The sequence below is a fragment of the Acidocella aminolytica 101 = DSM 11237 genome (assembly GCF_900129125.1).
Classification (GTDB): domain Bacteria; phylum Pseudomonadota; class Alphaproteobacteria; order Acetobacterales; family Acetobacteraceae; genus Acidocella; species Acidocella aminolytica.
In genome coordinates this window covers 23,251-40,221 of the sequence record NZ_FQVJ01000033.1, presented here as the reverse complement: position 1 = coordinate 40,221, position 16,971 = coordinate 23,251, and the positions used below count along the sequence as shown (strand labels likewise).

The window sequence follows — 16,971 nt, the reverse complement described above, 5'->3', positions numbered from 1 at the left end:
ATACATACCGCTGGAATGACCTTGATGCGCGGCGACCCAGCACTTGTCGCGGACGCAATCGACATCAGCCGCCGCACTTTTTCCAAGATCCGTCAGGGTCTATTTTGGGCCTTCTTTTACAACGTAGTGGGAATTCCACTTGCCGCCCTCGGCTATCTCAGCCCGGTGATCGCCGGCGCTGCCATGGCCTTCTCCAGCGTCAGCGTCGTCTCCAACGCGCTGCTGTTGCGCCGCTGGAAGCCGAACGGACGCGCGGTTCGGATTGTTGCGCCTGAGCCCGACGTCAAAACAGTAATCGCCAGTAGGACGACTCAGAAAGCTGCTTGAAATTATACACACTCTCGACACGACCGAGGCCATTATGCCGAACACTATCAGCGACGCGGCAAAACAATCCGGCGTCTCCACGAAAATGATCCGTTACTACGAGAGCATAAGGCTGTTGCCGGCCGTTGGACGCACCGAAGGCAATTACCGGACCTATACTGAAAGCGATATCCATACGCTTCAACTCATCAGGCGGGCACGTGATCTCGGATACTCGATCGCCGATATCGAACGTCTGCTCTCGCTCTGGCGCAACGAGGCGCGGGCCAGTGCCGATGTGAAGCGGATCGCACTCGATCACGCGACTTCCCTCCGCCGCAAGATCGCCGAGATGGAAGTTATGCTACGTGCAGTAGAGCACCTCGCGGATCATTGCCGTGGAGATCAGCGTCCCACCTGTCCTATTATGGATGATCTAGCTGTAAAGCCCACCAAATTAACGCAGGATCAAGGTACCTGCGCCGTCAAGGTTCCCACCGCAGGAACGCGCCGCCAGAAAGGAGTAAATGCATGATCCCACCTTGGCTCACAATTGTCTCGATCGTTTCACTGATCACCGCGTTTGCATCTGCAGCGCTGGCTGTTATTGATATTCGAAAACGGCCTCAGCCGATGGCAGTGATGAATCCGGTCTGGCCGATAACCGCACTTTATTTCGGGCCGATTGGCCTCTGGGCCTATTATGCGCTCGGTCGCGCCCCGAAGGCACAATCCGTCAAAATGTCGGGACATAGCGGCCATCGCCATCACGATGGGTCCGATCAGCCCTTCTGGGTCTCCACCTTCGTCGGCTCGACCCATTGCGGCGCTGGTTGCACACTCGGCGACATCATCGCGGAGTTTCTGGTTTTCTTCACAGGGGCGGTATTTGTCGGCTCGACTTTCGGCGCCGAACTTGTGCTCGACTATGTGTTTGCATTCACCCTGGGTGTGGCCTTCCAATATTTTTCGATCGCACCGATGCGCGGCCTCGGCCTGAAGGATGGGATCATCGCAGCGGTCAAGGCGGATTTCCTGTCGCTAACCGCCTTTGAAGTTGGGTTGTTCGGCTGGATGACGCTTATGCGTTTCGTGTTTTTTGGACCACAACTACATCCCGACAGCCCGGTCTATTGGTTCATGATGCAGATCGGCATGATCATTGGATTCGCGACCACGTACCCGATGAACTGGTTTCTTGTCCGCGCCGGCATCAAGGAGGCTATGTAACTGTGTACCTTCATTTTCATCGAAAACGTGCTCGAATGCAACTTGGGATCCTGCCAAAGTTACGTGATTACCGCTGCGATCTGAGGGAGCACATTGAGGTCATCCACTTTGAGAATACATGCATTTTTGCCAACTTTCCTTTATGAAGATCATTAGAATAACGCCCGACCAAATAGCGCTACTCGATCGGGCAAGCTTTTTCAGCGTTCAACCAGATCATTTTCTGTTGGATAGATCTCGTGAAAACTTCTAACCTCTAGAAAATGGTTTCTGAGCATAGGAAATCGCTTGAGGCGATGGTTCCAATGAGTTGTTGTGCATCATATCCCTGTTGCCTTCGCCAAAATTATTTTGATCGAAGGCCTGTGTTGGAGGCTGGGACTTCTTTTTACTCATACCCATCATGCACAATCCAAGGCCGCACATGACCAAACAGGGCAGGATTGAAAGTATAATCGGCGCAACACCTATGGCGACCAGCTTTCCCCAGCCACCGCCAAAAGCCAAAGCGCCGCCGCCAATAGCGATTAGTCCAAGAATGATTCCGGTGCGTCCCATCAGGCGTGAACGCCAACGAGAGAGGCCGGATTGATGGGATGTTGGGTTAGAGTTTGGTGAAGGTGAGCAACAGTTCATTGTAAATTCTCCATTTGAGTTGAAGTTAGAGTGCGGCCATCGCCTTTTGAAAAAAAGCGACGGCTGATGGGCTGCTCCAATCAGCAGCACCGGCGAGACTGCCAATTTGCAGTCCTTCCGGGTTAATAAGAAAACTGGCTGGAATACCTTCTAAATTTAGGGCGTCCATGGCATCGCCAGATATATTTAAATAGATGTCGAGATGTTTGATCCCGATCTCGTGGTAGAATTGCTGCACGGGTGCCAGCCCACCCGCATCAATGGATATCGGCACAACTTGAAAATGCGTACCACCGAGTTTGGCTTGCAAACGGTCAAGGGTCGGCATTTCCTCACGGCATGGTCCACACCAGGTCGCCCAGATATTCAGAAGAATAAATTTACCCTTGAAATCTTTAAGGGTGATCGGTTTTCCGGCAGCTGTTGTAAATTTCAATGATGGCATTGCCATTGGTGCCGTTTGATCCATTTGCGGATCAGGCAATTCCTGTGCTTTCGCAACCTGGCTTGCTCCCATGGCAAAAGGGGGCGCCAGTAAAGCCGTGCGCAACAGGTTCCGGCGTGGCATTGTCTTGCGCTCGATCATGGGTTTATTTGGGCTTTCAGGACTGAAGTTAGCTGAGCAACAGTTATGGTAAACGGAAACAGGTTTAGAAATTTTCCATCCGGACCCATAAGGTAGATATATGTCGAGTGGCTGATCACACTCGCACCGGATGCTTCGAGATTATTCGTATTGAACGCCACAGCATATTCATGGGCCACGCCGGCAATCTGCGCGTTACTTCCCGTCAGACCCATCAAATCTGGTCCAAATTTTGAGAGATAGGGTTTCAAGGCAGGCGGCGTATCGCGCGTTGGATCAATCGTGATAAAAATCGGTGCAATGTGCTGCGCTAATGGTCCCAACGCATTCATAGTCAAAGCCATCTTCTGCAATGTCAGGGGACATTCATCCGGACAATGGCTATAGCCGAAAAACACCAGCATATATTTGCCGCGATAAGTTGCGTCGGAAACCGGTTGACCAAGCTGGTTTGTAAGTTGGAATGGCCCACCGATCGGCGCTCCAGGCGGAATTCCCGAATTGGTTGTCGTGGCCATCTGTCCACCGCTCTCTGAACCAGGTAATGGCGCTGATAAGTTTCCTTGACCAAGCTTAAGAAGCGACGGATCAATCGCCACAATGCTGATGATCACGGCAAGTGCGAGGCAAATACCGATCCCAAGATTTCGGATGATTCTCATTGGGGCCTTGCCTGCCCCTCATAAAGATAAGTATGCGTCCGTGGCCCAGATATTCGGTGATGATGCAGTATCTGGATATCGAACCCTGCATCGGTGATGAGCGCATCAATTTGACGGTTTAGATGGCAGCCGCCTGCGATGCATCCCCAGACATGGTCAAGCCTATCTTGCCATCGGGCGACATTGGCATCCGGCGCGCGGCCGTGTTCAACAAATAGCAGGGTGCCACCTGGCCGGAGCACGCGCCTCGCTTCCTGTAGTGCCATATGCGCGTTCGGGATTGTGCAAAGTGTCCAGGTGGTGATAACTGTATCAAAGGAAGCAGATTCCATCGGCAAACCCTCGGCGGAAGTCTTTAACAATTTTACCGGCACAATGGCCCGATCGACTAGCTGTTCAGCCATTTTCAACAGTTCTGCTGATGGTTCCACACCAGTTACTGAGCGCACGCTGTTCCCGTAATGCGTCAGATTAAGACCAGACCCGATCCCAAGTTCCAGAACATCGCCTGTCGCACCTGCGATCACACGTTCACGGAATGGTTTGAGCTGTTTTTGTCCCATGACAAAATTCAGCAAAGGCGGCAGGATATGACGCTCATAAAAATTCATTGTGAAGACTCTGCTCGATAGTTGGAATGAATGGGGGTGCCTGCGTGTTGAAAGGCATCCATGACGGCACCTGGCGTCAGCAGACTTGGGAGAAGTATCCCGGCCGGCGCGCCCGGCCCGTAGATGACGTCCAACGGTACGCCATAGCGATGAAAACTTTCCAGATAGGCGGTGATAATTCGGCTCGGCCGGGTCCAATCAGCGCGCATAGCGACGACATTTGCCGACCGTAATTGCGCCGCTACAGGGTTGCGGTCCAAGACCGTGAGTGCGTTGACTTTGCACACAAGACACCACGCCGCGGTCACATCAACAAAAACCAGTTTATTCTTGGCAACCAATTCATTTATGCGAGACTGCTCAAAAGGTTGGAATACCGAATTGAAACTCGCTTCGATAGGCGGCGATCGAGTTTCTGACCGTTGAAATACAATTGGCGTAATGACCGCAGTAAATGCCACGGCTGCGGCAACGCCTGACCAAATCCGACGGCGTTTTGACGATACAAGAGGTGTTCGATGACGGAGAAACAGGATGACCAAGAAAGTCAGCAAGATGAAGCTGGAAATTATCGCTGCCGTTAATGAAACGACTGCGGCGATGATCGAAATCAACCAGATTGCCGTGCTAAGGAGTGCAAATCCCAAAACTACCCGAAGCTTGACCATCCACGGGCCGGGCCTGGGCAAAAAACGGGCCAGTCCGGGTAGCGCTGCTACGGCAAGATAAGGGAAGGCCATTCCGACCCCGAGTGCCACGAAAATCTGGACAATCGTGAGAGGATCGCGCGCCAGGGCAAAACCAACTGCGGTGCCCACAAAGGGGGCGGAGCAGGAGGTGGCCAGAATGGTGGCGAATACTCCCGTGAAAAACGCCAGGATGCGAGGATGGCTGCGGGTGCCGACCGTTGCCGCGTGCCGCGCGAAGCGCGGCGTCGAAACTGGCAGCCAGTCCCACAGGTTAGCCGCAAATAATGTGGTAACAACCGCCATGGCGCCCAGAAACCACGGCTGTTGGAATTGAATCCCCCAACCGATTGCCTGACCGGCTATTTTCAGGAGAATTAAGAGCGTTGCGATGACGATGAAAGAGGACACAACGCCTCCTGCAGTCGCCAGAAGATTGAACCTGAACTGCCGTCTTTGTGTGCCGGTTGCTGATATCAGGCCGAATAGCTTCAACGAGAGCACCGGCAATACGCAGGGCATAACATTTAAAATCAAACCACCGAGAAGTGCGATGAGGATAATGCCGGCAGTATTCTGGTCACTTGCTTGTGCAGGCAGCGGACCAGCTACAGGTGCGGCCGCAAATGTCACGGGCTGCGTTCCACCCTCTAATGTGAATTGCAAATTTTTGCCGGCGATCGATGCAGCGGGATGGTTTTTTAGAAACACACTCAAAATAGCGCGGTGATTTTTAGGACTGAGTGAAATCGTAGGAGCGCCCGGCGCAAAGCCTGACAATCCCTCTATAAAAACATCGGGATATAAAAGAGGCTTTGAGCCCATGTCGATTATAACCGAAAGAACCGATCCCGGACTTGTGGTATCGACAGTTGAAATAACAACCGATGAAACTCCGAGCCCCGCTTCGGCTGGTGTTCCTGGAACAGTGGCCCACGCATTGGCGATCAGCGGCGCCTCTGGCCCCGGAAGTGCAACGCCGGCAGGGAGCGGCAATGTGAACTTCGCGGTATAAGGAACACAAATATCCTTGCATGCTGCATAACGCACGCTTGCCTGCAGGCGCGCTGATTGAACTACTCGCTCAAGCGTGACCGCAATCGGCAGCACCACGCCATTCTCATAGCCTTGGGTGATCAAACCGTCGAGGATGAACCGCTTCGGTGCGGGCCAGAATAACTGGGCAGATTTTAAATTTTCGGAGCCACCCCAATCAATCGACGGCGGAAATCCAGCGTCGCCTGGGCTGCGCCAATAGGCGTGCCAACCAGGTGCCAGGCGAATCTGTAGAGCAGCATCGATTTGTCCGGCTGAGCCCGTCGCTTCCACTGCTGTAATCAATCGGGCCGCTGCGTTACCATCGCCAACCCATGGCGTTGCTGCAGCAAAAGCAGGCTGGGATAGTAGTGCCTGTAGTGTAAGGCTAAGACACAGCGTCAACGCGATCGCTTGCAGCTTCATTTTGACAGCGTTCATGTGATAGCCATCAATTCCAATGACAATTTCCGCGCTAAACAGAGTGAAAGCATCGGAATTAAAAACCATTGTAATATGGGTAGAAGACCGGTTCCAACGAACGGTAGTCGTGGCATGTAAGCGCTGTAAGTCCAGAAATGATGAATGGACATATTTCGCCACTCGCTGAATATTGTATAAGCTAATCCTGCAAGAAGGGTCACAAAGGCACCCACTGGGAAAAACTGTCTCGATCGTAGAATGCGTGACGTGCATATCCCCAGAGCAAGGCAGGATGCCGCAATCATCAGATCACCGATCCAGCAATGCACGATTGCAAAGGTGAGATAGGCCAGAGAAGCTGTCTGCCACAATGTATAGAATGGCTGCTGGAGAATTTCCCAGAGGAGATTACCTGCCGCCATGGTGAGCATATAACGACGAATAATCTGCCAATGTATCACTGATGTCGGCTCTATTGAAATAACATCCCTCAAAATCTGGTTCCTCAGCGAGTTGGGCGCGGGGATGCACGGATATAATCGTGCATCACCGTCCAATCATTTATTTCAAAGCTTATTTTTGAGCTGAGCCGGCACCAGACGCCGCTTCTTGATTTAGCAGCTTTGTCTGAGCATTGATCTCGTTTGTCATGGCATTCATCATGTTGATTTGCGCTGTCATCATATTGGAGCATGACGCCATCATATTCATCATGCCCATCATATCACCGCCGGACTTTCCTTTCGTTTTATCATGGTCGGCCATCATGCCGCCTCCGCCCATCATGCCGCCACCCATCATGCCGCCACCCATCATGCCGCCACCCATCATGCCGCCACCCATCATGCCGCCACCATTTCCTTGGGTCATATCATTTGTTGGTGCAGTCGGCGTTGCTGCTTGCGCCGTCGAAATACCGGCTGCAACTCCAACTAAAACGGTTGATATTGCGATAGCTTGTACGATTTTGATCATTAACCTATTCCTTTATTGGTTGCGTGTAGTTTCTTAGAATTCGCCCGGTTGAACCGTCGCATAAATAACGGGGGTCGATGTTCCAACCTCATAAACATTGATTGGGCCGGAGCTCATTCCCGCCATGCTTGGCATTCCCGGTACACCCGCCGGCATGCCCGCAATGGCAATGCCTTTAATCGGAGGACGCTCCGTCAAAAGTTTCTTTACAATCGACGCTGGGACATGACCTTCGATGACATAACCACCGATCTTCGTAAGATGGCACCCATCCAACGCTGTCGGCACCCCAGCTTCCTGTGTCAGGGCATCGAGGTTTGGTGAAGGTATAACCTTAACATCAAAGCCGTTTTTATCGAGATACTGGGCATAGTTCTCACAACAATCACAGTCAGGGTTTTTATATAATGTCGCCTGGATCGGTGCCGCGATTGCGGATAACGGCGTCACCGCCGAGAGCACAAATACTGCATACTTTAGCATGTTATTCATTGTTTTTGACTCCTTGTTTTACATAAATTTCAGGCGACACGAATTACCGTCATCAGGCCAAAATCTTGGTGCTCGACGACGTGGCAATGAAACATCCAATCGCCGGGATTGTCGGCGACAAAAGCTATCTCGACCGTATCTTTCGGGCGTAGGATCACTGTGTCGCGGATGTGCGGGTATTGCTCAGCGTCGCCATTGCGCGAGAGCACATGGAAACTGTACCCATGCAAATGCATCGGGTGCCACCATTTCGTCTGGTTGATTAGGGTAATGACAGCAGTGCGGCCCAGCGGCAGCGTCAAAATCGGCGCCATGCCCTGGTTCAAACCGTCTGGGCCTTTGATAGCCCATATTTGCGGCGTGGCGGAATTGCCATCGGCCATCATCCCACCCATCATACCCCCCATACCCATCCCGCTCATTCCACCACCAACGATGGTAAGCTGATGGCGAACGGGGTTTGTGAGATCGGGTTTGGGAACCGGATTGAGCCGCAGAATGATCGGCTTTGTGGAGATGGTTAATTTTGAAGATTCCGAATAAGCCAGATCAACTAACTTATAGCTCTCGTCATTCCCATAGAACTCATCCGTAATTGGGTATTTGCTACCAGGCTCGCCCGTCGCTTCAAGCAGCAGATCCACACGTTGGGCCGGCGCTATTACGGTGATCCCACCATCCGGCTCAAATGGCTGCACAACCGGTTGGCCATCCAGTGCCATTACGACAACACGATGCCCGGCAAAGCGCAGCGCCATAAACCGGGCAAGACAAGCATTTATTAGCCGCAGCCGGATCCTCTCACCAGCCCGGATGGATACCGGCGTCGGGATCGTACCGTTGATCGTCACGGTCGTGCCGATGCGACCCGCCATCATGCCTTCCATCTCATTATCAAAGCCATCGACAATCTGATTGTCGGAAAGCAACTCCCAATCCTGCAGAACCCACAGCATATCGCGGTCAAAACCTGGCGGCTCCGGTTCTTCAACAATCAACGCACCAGCCATGCCGCGGCCCATTTGCCGGGCTGTATGGTCATGCGGGTGATACCAGTACGTGCCGGCATCCGGCGGCGTGAAGGCATAGTGAAAACTGCCGCCGGGCTTGATGCTGGCTTGCGTCAGGCCAGGCACGCCGTCCATGGCGTTGGGCAGCCTGATACCATGCCAATGAACCGTCGTGCCTTCATCCAGCCCGTTTATAACATTGGCCTGAAAAGGCTTTCCTTGCGCCAGTCGCAACACCGGCCCACTGACCATGCCGTTGTAGACGAGCACCGATGTCTCTGCCTGCCCAGACCCCATTATCGGCGCCAAACCAGGCGCGGGTTTGAGAGTTACTATCCCCTTGCCGCCATCGGCGACGGCACGCTGCGCAGCAAATAGGGGCATCGTTAAAGCGGCACTACCCGCCATTAATAAACGCCGGCGACTCAACGCCTCCGGCCAAAAATTCGACATGAAACAATCCTCGACAGATGAAACACGATTTCCGAATAGATCGGAAAAATCGTGAACAAATTGGCGCTAAGCGCCAACCAAGCTGCTAGAGCCGCCTTCCGAAAGGCCGGAGGCGGTTAAATCAGTTAGTTCTGTCTGGGAGGGTATGGGTCTGGGTTTTGCGACATGCCCAACGGGAATATCGTTGCAATAACCCGATGAGTTATCGGGTAGGACACGTGACTAAAAGCCGCCATCGAGTTTGGTGCCATAAGTAGAGGAGCCGTGCAGAGAGCCGTCATGCAGGTAGCAGCTTTACTTGGGGCAGGGCTTTTAGATTCGTGGTCACTACAAGGTTGCCCATGACAACCAACCATCACGCTCATATTCGCTTGAGCTTGACTGGATTGCATCGGCATGGCGCGGGCGAACGACGGCACGGACAACGTGATCACAATGATCAGCGCCAAAATCCCGCGTCCAAATCCCTTGTAAAGGTCCATCGATGGCTATGATAAGCCATGAACCGGTTAGCCTCAAGTAGCGGCGCATCCGTCACCTCACGGATCAGTTACCCACGTGACAGCAGAAGTTCTACTTTCCACCCGTCGCGGAAATTCAAAACCAAGAGACGACCGAGTGCGGCCAAAAATTTATGCCCGCACCGGGCCAAAACTCCTTACAAAACATTGATTTTATTTGTTTCAATCAATCTCGCTAATACACTAAGGGGTTCTGAGCCGCGAATGCTAAGGAAGCGGCGATATCGGCAATCGACCGGAACAGCACCAGCGCGTCATCCTTCGACGGTAAAAAGCCACGGCGGCGCCAAAACCCGGCCGCCTCGTCATCAATGGCATTGACGATAAGCGCCCGCCCGCCGATCAGCGCGGCGCCGTTCACGCTGCGGGCCAGTGCATGATTGAACAATCCCATGCCAATCCCTCGCCCGCCCCAGGCGCAGTCCGTCGCAAGCTGCCCGAGCAAAATACACGGCACCGGGTTCGGTGGCTGGCCAGTGCGGATCGCGCGCGGCAAAGTGGCTGGCACAATGGCGGTAGGCGCCAAGCCGTAATAGCCAACCACCCGGCCCGCCACATGGACGACCATGACCACCGTGAACCCCTTTTGCTGATTGACCAGCGCCCTTGTCGTCAGCCAATGGTCTAGCGAGTGCTTGCCGCAGGAGAACTGGGATACATCGTGACCGGAATTCAGGAGCTCCGGCGCAGAGAGCGGCGGCTCCGCCATCAGCGCTTTGCCGTTGCCTTCTCCCATGGCGCCCTGCGGCGAAGGGATGCCACCATCTCCGGCACGGGAGCGGCAGGCGCGGAGACGGCTTGAATAAAGGCTTCAAACCCCTCTGCACTCATACGAACCAGCGTGCTTTCCATAAGCACTTCCTCAGCGGCCCGCACCGCAGCCTCACGCACAAAATCCGTCCGCGAGCGTCCGCGCAAATCGGCGGCGCGGTCGATAATGGCGATGTCACCTTCCGGCAGCCGCATTGAGAGCGGATGGTCCTTGCGCTTAGCTGAGACGGTCATGGCTGTGGCTTTTGTCATGGGATGCATATATCTCTCTGTAGCGCATTATGCAATACAAATGCGATCGCTACCCTCATCGGCTATGCCGCCTCGTTTGCTTCCGCTGCTCCAAGTGATCCCGCAAATCTTGACCTCGCCGACCAACCCGCTGCCAGAATTCCGCCTCGCTCTGGCGACTGACTAACGGGCGACGGGCCACCCTGGCCAGAAGTTCCGCCACCTCCGCACTGATACGAGCAAAACGCGCCAATGCCCCGCCATGACGGCCCAATTGCGCCGCCAAGCCGGGCAGAATCTCGGCGAACGCCTGTGCAACCCGGCGGCTTATCACCCCCTCAGCCAGCATCGACGGCTGATCCCGGACATCTTCGCGCGATTCCGCTGCCCGGTGAACCCTCTGCATGGCCTGAACCGCGCCACGCCGCAGGCCAACGGCACGATCGATCAATGCCAGCGCCGCTTCCTTCTCCGGCGTTTGCGCAAAATTGCGGATGATATTGTGCAACAGATCACCGCGCCCAATCTCGCGCCGGTCGCCCAACGGCCTCCGCGCAATCACCTCAGCCCGCTCCGCCCCCTCCGATGTCACGATAAAGCTCTGCTCCCGATGCCGGCTGCCAGACGTATAGGCCCCAAACGCCGAGACCAGTTTCGTGCCGACTGGCATCGCATGAATATGCTCCGTCACGGTGGTACCCTGTGCGATATTGGTGGTCAGCGCATCACCATAGGCCAACTGGACCCTGCCGCTGGCCTCATCGTGCAATGTATCCCAGGCGACCACCCCTTCCCTGCCCGCGGCATTCCGCAAGGTCAGGCCGGCGGCGTCGACGGCTATAATTTCCAGCACTGACCCGTTGCGACCGATATTCCCGACCGTACCGGTCTCCGTGAATTTGGCGTTTATCCGCCGGAACAACCGCACCCGGTCTCCTACGGCAAGCGCCAGTTCGTACTCCCGCTCTCCAACCCCATCGGTGGCTTTGACCGTGATCTGATCCGGCCCAATGTCTCTCATGGTCCGGCGCTGCTGGCGGATGGCCAGGCTGATGTCATGCGCTTCCGCGTTACTCGGCGCGCTGATTGAGATTGTAAAATCTGGCCGATCCCGATTTGCCTCAAGGCGCTGCCGCCATAGGGAAGCTGTTTGCGCCACCGCCTCTTCATACCCGCCCGGCACAACCTGCAACGTGCCGTTTGCATCCTTCCGGCGTACGGCCTCTTCTGTTCGGCCATTGCGGAACATCAGCACGGTCTCGCGCTCTTCCTCCGCTTTCTGCCTGACAGAAGAGCCCAATTCCGGCACCTTGCCGGCGCCTAGCGCCCGGCGCAGCAGCTCGATCACCGGGCCAGCCTCCACCGCCTGCATCTGCTTGGGGTCACCAATCATGACCAAGTGGAACTTTTTCTCTGCTTGTGCCGCCATGATCGTGTTCAGTTGGCGCGTACCAAGCAACCCCACTTCATCGACAACCACGACGGATTTGCGGCCGAGGACCAGTTTCCCTCGCTTCAAATCCCGCAGGAATGCCGTCACAGCGCGGGTGTTTGCTGTCGGTATCCCGGCTTCCGCCAGATCATCCGACTGTCGCCATGCCAAAGCGATACCATGGACGGCCCTGCCATCCGCCTGCCAAACCCGAACGAGTGGCTTCAGCAAGGTGCTCTTGCCGGAGCCCGCCACGCCGATGGCGAGCCCTACCCGCCCGCCAGCGCCAAGCTGGTCGATAATCCGCCGCTGCGCCCGGCCATGCGCGCTGGTAAAATCGATCTCCGGGAATGAGGCCACCGCTGCCGCGATGGCTTTGCGCGAGAGCGCGGCACTGTGGTCCCGCGCCCCAGCCCGTGCCGTCTCGATGAGCCTCTGTTCCTCACGAAGCTCGAGCGTCGTGGTTACCGCCACCCGGTCCCGGCCCTGGCGCCCCGGCACACGCCCCCAGATCAACGCGGCGTCCTCACCCCGGCGCTGAACACCGCGTTCACGAAAGGCCTGCGTGATGGCGTCCACGTCAACGGCCTCCCCAATCCCCGCGGCGATCAGCCCCTTGGCGGCGGCGATCCGTGCATCCGCACCATCAATTACCGCCCGTAGATCGAATTGCCTGCCCAGCAACGGCAGTGCGGCCTGGAAGGCGGCCTCCAGCCGCTGCCCACGGCTGGGAAGAGGTACGATATCATCCGGACGCAGCACGCTGCGGTGCTCATAGCCCAGCCGCGTCGCCGTCGCGCGCCAGGCGGCAAGGTCGCTGACATCATCGCTCTTGGCCTCGCGCGGGTTCTGTACCCCGGCTTTCAGCAATGCGATTTTCCGAGCTGGGGTAAGGGTCTCCCAGTCCAGTCCCTGCGATTTGGCATAGGCCCGCGCCGCTTCGGTCCCGCCCATGGTCCGTTTGCTAAATTGCGCGACAACGGTTTCCGGCACGGTGGAGAGTTTCGCCATCTCCGTGCGGGCATCGAGTTCCACCACTACACCATGGGCGCGCAGATGATTGGCGAGATAGGCCTGATACAGCGCGCCCCACTCATGAATGCGCCCCTCGAGCAGTGCCAGATTGATGCTGCCCACCCGCCCGCTCGGTGTTTCCACGATGTTGAACACCGCAACATGGGTGTGCATCTGCATGTCGCCGGGTGCGCGGCCCTGCGTGCCGGTGAGCGTGTGCAACTCCGTCACCGGCTGGCCGTGCTCGTCTTCCCGCACGATCTCAACCGTCGGCCGGGCCGCGTAATGATCGAACGAAACCCAGCCAATGGAACCGGCCTCATAACCCCGTTTAGCCGCATCCCCGATTGAAGCGCGGCCAATCTCCCGCTCAACGGTGGTCATGACATTATCGATGGCGTCCCGGTGCGCCTGGTGCAGCATCGCCTGTTCGGCTTTGGTCGGGGCAAAGGCCCAGGCGATGGAGAGGGATTTGGGCGCGGAGAAGGTCAGATCGATATAGCCAATCCGCATCTTCGCGGCTTCAAAGATGGTCCGGTATTGGCGGGCACTCACCTCCCGACCATCGGCATCACGTCCTTTGAGAATATGCGCGCGCTGTTCGGTGGTCAGCGTTTTGTCTTTGACGCCCAGGCCCGAGAGCAAACGTCGCACCGCCCGCTCAGCTTCCTCGGCGGGCAACGCCTCCCCATTCACCCTCCGCCCCGCCAGCATCCGCGCCAATTGTTCGGGCGTTGGCACTCGTGCTGCATCCAAACCAAAAATTTGCGCGAGCGGCAGGCTTGAGGCGCGCTGCACCCGTCCCTCGATCGTACCACCATCCGCGCGCTGCCCGTTCAAGACGGACGCCACTTCATCCGGCTTCAACCCACGCTGTGGCTCAATCCCCAGCCGCCGGGCCAGCATTGGATTCATGTCCCGCCGGGGCGCTGCCGTCGCGCTGCTACGATCTGGCGCGACGGCGGCATCGGCCATCGCCGCGTCCAAGCGCCTCTCTTTGTTAGTCGCCCCCTCACCGGCCCTGGCGCTCGTTGGTTCCGCCGCAGACATCCGAGCCAGACAGGCCAGTGCCTCTTCACGGCCCACCAACCCCGCCGCCGCGAAGGCCGCCAAGGCGCGCAAGATCAGCTCATCCCGCTCGTCATCCGAGCCACTGGCCAGCCCGGCACCGCTCTCAGCGAGGCGCTCGGCTTCCGCTCGCACCAGCCCATCCAGCATTTCCGCCGTCAGCGGAGCGCCACCCGCCATGAACCGGCCATAGCGCGAGGCGGCGGCATCGGCGAGTGTTGGCGGTGTCACGCCCTGCTCGTAATATTCGGCCATCGCTGCCATCTCGGGTGATAAGGTCTGCTGCAACAGATGCTCGCTCATGAAACGCGCCGCTGCCGGCGCTCCCGCCGCCCCGGTACGATAGGTCAGCATTCAGCCGCCCTCACCATCCATGCCTGGACTCTGTGGCCACTCCGGCCCGTTTTGATCGGGCGGCTCGCCAAAAGCCGAGCGCAGAAGTTGCGCCAGTCCGTCGAATTTGCGTTCCACATCGCCGACCGAGGCATCCAGTTCCATGATCGCGGCGGTCAGGCCCTGCAGGGTTTTGAGCAGCGGCGATGGCGCCGAATCCGCGGTGGCAAATTCACCGAGCTTGCGCAGCAAAGTGGTCTGGACATGCAGCGTATCGAGCATCAACCCCAGCGCGCCATTCATCGCCGCCTGCCCGGCATCGAGTGCGGCCAGCCGTGAGGCAATCGCCTCCAGGGACAAAGGCGATGTTGGGGGCGGCACTCTCACCCTCCGCCGTGTCTCACGGAGTCAGCCGCCGCCGGTGCGGCACGTCCAAGGGCGGTGCTTCCAGATCATTGAGCGTTGGCTGGCGCGCACTGTCCGGGATACGCTGCTCCGCCCGCGCATCGCGCAACAGGCTCGCCGCCCGCGCCAGGGCGGCATTCTTCTCCGGTGTCGATTTACTGGCCACCGAAAGCCAGTACGCGGCGGCAGCGCGGTCAAGATCGGCATCTATTTCTGACATCGGTTCATACTCCTTGCTGGTGCAGCTATTACTTGGGACCGGCTTGATACCCCGGCTTGTGGAAGCGGTTCTCGGCAACCCGCGCCCGCATCTCCGGCCGCCTAAAATAAATCGCCCGCCCGCAGCGCAACGGGGCCATGCCGCGTGCCAGGACGAACATCTCATCGTCGCGCACGTCACGCATCAACTCCGCCTTACGGATCAGCGGCCGCCCAATCTCATGATAAGAAATATTCGAACCGCGCGAGAGCGAGGACGACTGCATGGCTTTGCCGGATTTGCCCGTATTCATCCCCTCGGAACTCGCCATCACCCCATAGGTACCAAAGGAATTTTCCAGCTCAGTGGCGGTATCGAGATCCTGCACCGCTGCGTAGCAGCGATAGGAGACGCCATCATACCAGGAGCGTTTGCCCTGTTCGCCCCATTGCTCGACGATCTGTCCGCTCGACTGATAGAGCAATTGCATGGTGATGCCGTATTTGCGCCCGGCATCCCGCGCGGTTTCCAGGATTTTCATATAGCCAAGCCGCGCCGCCTCATCGAGCAGGAACAACACCCGGCCCTGCATCGCGCCATCCGCCTCGTACACGGCATTCAACAGCGCGCCGATGATGGTGCGCGATATCCCGGGTTCGGTCTCCAACGCCTTCAACGGCATTTTCAGAAAGATCGTTACTTTGCCATCCAGCAATGTCGAGGTCTTAAAACTATTCCCACAAACGAGATTGGCAAAAGCCGGATTGGCGAGCCAGGTTGTCAGCTCGGCGGCACTACCGACCACCCCACTGAACGTCTCATCGACCAGCCCGCAAACCGGCCCAGCGAGTTGGCGCGCATAGGCACTGGGGCTGGTTTCAAAGATACCCCGCAACACAGCGCGAACCTCATTAACTGGCATAGCAATCGCCCGGCGTACCGCGCGCAAGGTTTTGAGTTTTTGCGGTGCCGTCTGGTCGAATAGGATATGGGCCAAAAAACAGCGCACCACATTACGCGCCATGCTGTCGAAAAAATCATCTTTTTTGTTCGCTGCCTTTTGGTCCCCACAGACCCAAGCAACAACGGAATCAATGTTGGTGGCAGCTAGCGGCGAAGCAATGTCAATCCAGTCCAACACATTGAAGCCGGTATCTGTTCTTGGATCGAGCTCATAGACCGCGTGCCCCATTACCTTGCGCGCGCCTCGCAGCATCGGAGCGACTTCTCCGGCGGGGTCGAGAATGACCGCCGAGCCGGTCCAATGCAGCAAGGTGGAGACGGCCGTGGTGGTCTTGTAGCCACCGCTGCCGATGATCATCAGCGAATGGGTCGGCCCCTCACGGCACGGATCGATTAGTAGCGCTGCCTGGCCACCCTGTCCCCAGGTTTTGGCATCGTCCGGATCGAAGCGCCGAACCGCCACCTTCTCCTGGTCAACGCGATAAGCCTCACCGACGACAATGCCGCCAAAGGCAGGATTTGGGCCAGGAAAGCGTTCGCGCGCCGCCGCCATGCTCATCCAGGCCGCACGCCCATGATTATCCGTTACCGCCAGCGGCGATTTGACGATACCGCCAAAGAGTGGCCGCCGAAGTTTTGGCCCCACCACTTGCTGGCCGCGATAGATGAGTGCTGTAATCATCAGCACTGGTGGCATGGCACCCACCCCGGCACTGATTTTGAGCCAGAGCGCCACACGGGTGTTTCCGTCAAAATTCAACGCATACAGCCACCATTGCCAGAACGGTTGTGGGAACTCATGCAGCAGCCCGGTCCCGAACAAAAACACGAAGGACGCAACCACAGTCCAGGCGATCAGCGCCAGGATGACACCAAAGCCGATTTTGACGATGAGCTGGCCGGTTTGCTCTGAAATGGCGATGCTCATG

General features: G+C 56.9%; 16 protein-coding genes and 1 pseudogene. 3 read left to right on the top strand and 14 right to left on the bottom strand.

Features of this window, described 5'->3' with window-relative positions; translation table 11 throughout:
* From BUB54_RS15360 to BUB54_RS15350, 3 genes and pseudogenes are all read left to right on the top strand, one after another.
* Positions 1-327 (top strand): annotated as a pseudogene (locus BUB54_RS15360) (hypothetical protein); the annotation flags it as partial.
* A 34-nt stretch (positions 328-361) separates the two neighbouring features.
* A complete protein-coding gene (cueR, locus tag BUB54_RS15355; RefSeq protein ID WP_073211916.1) occupies positions 362-841 on the top strand; it encodes a Cu(I)-responsive transcriptional regulator in 480 nt (159 codons plus the stop codon).
* Complete coding sequence (locus BUB54_RS15350) at positions 838-1,536, top strand: DUF4396 domain-containing protein (RefSeq protein ID WP_073211915.1); 699 nt, start codon at positions 838-840, stop codon at positions 1,534-1,536. Before cueR ends, BUB54_RS15350 begins: the two co-directional genes overlap by 4 nt.
* A 249-nt stretch (positions 1,537-1,785) precedes the next feature.
* Here the strand turns inward: BUB54_RS15350 and BUB54_RS15345 are convergent, their stop codons facing one another.
* From BUB54_RS15345 to BUB54_RS15275, 14 genes are all read right to left on the bottom strand, one after another.
* Positions 1,786-2,094, bottom strand: a complete 309-nt coding sequence (locus BUB54_RS15345; protein WP_048880430.1) for a hypothetical protein — start codon at positions 2,092-2,094, stop codon at positions 1,786-1,788.
* Between the two features lie 103 nt (positions 2,095-2,197).
* Entirely contained in the window at positions 2,198-2,758 is a 561-nt protein-coding gene (locus BUB54_RS15340) for a TlpA family protein disulfide reductase (protein WP_241869476.1), read from the bottom strand.
* The gene (locus BUB54_RS15335) at positions 2,755-3,420 is read right to left on the bottom strand and encodes an SCO family protein (protein WP_048880431.1); all 666 of its coding nucleotides are present in this window, start codon (positions 3,418-3,420) and stop codon (positions 2,755-2,757) included. Before BUB54_RS15335 ends, BUB54_RS15340 begins: the two co-directional genes overlap by 4 nt.
* Complete coding sequence (locus tag BUB54_RS15330) at positions 3,417-4,031, bottom strand: class I SAM-dependent methyltransferase (RefSeq protein ID WP_048880432.1); 615 nt, start codon at positions 4,029-4,031, stop codon at positions 3,417-3,419. The genes BUB54_RS15335 and BUB54_RS15330 overlap by 4 nt, the downstream gene beginning before the upstream one ends.
* Positions 4,028-6,355 carry a protein-disulfide reductase DsbD family protein gene (locus tag BUB54_RS15325; RefSeq protein WP_217652517.1) on the bottom strand — a complete coding sequence of 776 codons (2,328 nt, stop codon included), beginning with the start codon at positions 6,353-6,355 and terminating at the stop codon, positions 4,028-4,030. The genes BUB54_RS15330 and BUB54_RS15325 overlap by 4 nt, the downstream gene beginning before the upstream one ends.
* 393 nt (positions 6,356-6,748) lie before the next feature.
* Complete coding sequence (locus BUB54_RS15315; RefSeq protein ID WP_073211911.1) at positions 6,749-7,150, bottom strand: hypothetical protein; 402 nt, start codon at positions 7,148-7,150, stop codon at positions 6,749-6,751.
* 33 nt (positions 7,151-7,183) lie between these two features.
* The gene (locus tag BUB54_RS15310; RefSeq protein WP_048880737.1) at positions 7,184-7,642 is read right to left on the bottom strand and encodes a DUF411 domain-containing protein; all 459 of its coding nucleotides are present in this window, start codon (positions 7,640-7,642) and stop codon (positions 7,184-7,186) included.
* A gap of 29 nt (positions 7,643-7,671) precedes the next feature.
* The gene (locus BUB54_RS15305) at positions 7,672-9,105 is read right to left on the bottom strand and encodes a multicopper oxidase family protein (RefSeq protein WP_048880738.1); all 1,434 of its coding nucleotides are present in this window, start codon (positions 9,103-9,105) and stop codon (positions 7,672-7,674) included.
* Between the two features lie 696 nt (positions 9,106-9,801).
* Positions 9,802-10,362, bottom strand: coding sequence for a GNAT family N-acetyltransferase (locus BUB54_RS15300; RefSeq protein ID WP_456303993.1), 561 nt, complete (start codon positions 10,360-10,362; stop codon positions 9,802-9,804).
* Complete coding sequence (locus BUB54_RS15295; RefSeq protein WP_456303994.1) at positions 10,335-10,649, bottom strand: type II toxin-antitoxin system TacA family antitoxin; 315 nt, start codon at positions 10,647-10,649, stop codon at positions 10,335-10,337. Before BUB54_RS15295 ends, BUB54_RS15300 begins: the two co-directional genes overlap by 28 nt.
* A gap of 55 nt (positions 10,650-10,704) precedes the next feature.
* Positions 10,705-14,496: a MobF family relaxase gene (gene mobF / locus BUB54_RS15290; protein ID WP_048880739.1), complete on the bottom strand. Its 3,792-nt coding sequence runs from the start codon at positions 14,494-14,496 to the stop codon at positions 10,705-10,707.
* Positions 14,497-14,856, bottom strand: coding sequence for a hypothetical protein (locus tag BUB54_RS15285; protein WP_139284945.1), 360 nt, complete (start codon positions 14,854-14,856; stop codon positions 14,497-14,499).
* Between the two features lie 19 nt (positions 14,857-14,875).
* On the bottom strand, positions 14,876-15,100 hold the full coding sequence (locus BUB54_RS15280; RefSeq protein WP_048880741.1) for a hypothetical protein: 225 nt from the start codon (positions 15,098-15,100) through the stop codon (positions 14,876-14,878).
* Positions 15,101-15,128: 28 nt separating this feature from the next.
* Positions 15,129-16,970 (bottom strand): type IV secretory system conjugative DNA transfer family protein, encoded by a 1,842-nt coding sequence (locus BUB54_RS15275; protein ID WP_241869495.1) that lies wholly within the window; start codon positions 16,968-16,970, stop codon positions 15,129-15,131.
* Position 16,971: the final 1 nt, after the last annotated feature.